Raw genomic sequence first — 564 nt, 5'->3', positions numbered from 1 at the left:
GGTGTGGAAACGGCGGAAGTGACCCTGCACGTCGGTGCGGGAACGTTCCAGCCTGTGCGCGTGGACAAAATCGAAGAACACAAAATGCACAGCGAATGGTTTGACGTACCGCCCGAAACCGTCGCCGCCATCGAAGCCGCCCATGCACGCGGAAACAAAGTTTGGGCAGTCGGCACCACCTCCATGCGCGCCCTCGAATCCGCCGCGCGCGAGACAGGTTGTCTGAAAGCGGGACAGGGCGACACCGATATTTTCATCACGCCGGGCTACCGCTTCCGCGTCATCGACCGCCTGATTACCAATTTCCACCTGCCCAAATCCACGCTCCTGATGCTCGTCTGCGCGTTTTCGGGCATGGAACACATCCGCGCGGTGTACCGCCATGCGGTCGAACATGAATACCGTTTTTTCAGCTACGGGGACGCGATGGTTTTGGGGCGCTCGGAACCTTAAAAACATCTGAAGAAAAACGTCGTCTGAAAACGATTCAGACGACGTTTTACCCTTTCTAGGTGGAAGGTTGATGAAGTGGGTAATCTGCAATACATAAAAACCGATTATGCC

1 protein-coding gene is annotated in these 564 nt (G+C 55.7%); it reads left to right on the top strand.

Translation table 11 applies throughout. The features are described 5' to 3' along the window. Positions 1–453: S-adenosylmethionine:tRNA ribosyltransferase-isomerase (locus tag ACTHUR_RS16845; protein WP_440399834.1), on the top strand; the 453-nt coding region annotated here is incomplete at its 5' end. Between the last annotated feature and the right edge of the window lie 111 nt (positions 454–564).

The organism is Neisseria sp. P0021.S007, assembly GCF_051956855.1.
Note: the sequence above shows the minus strand (reverse complement) of the source record. Positions and strands in the feature narration are given on the sequence as shown.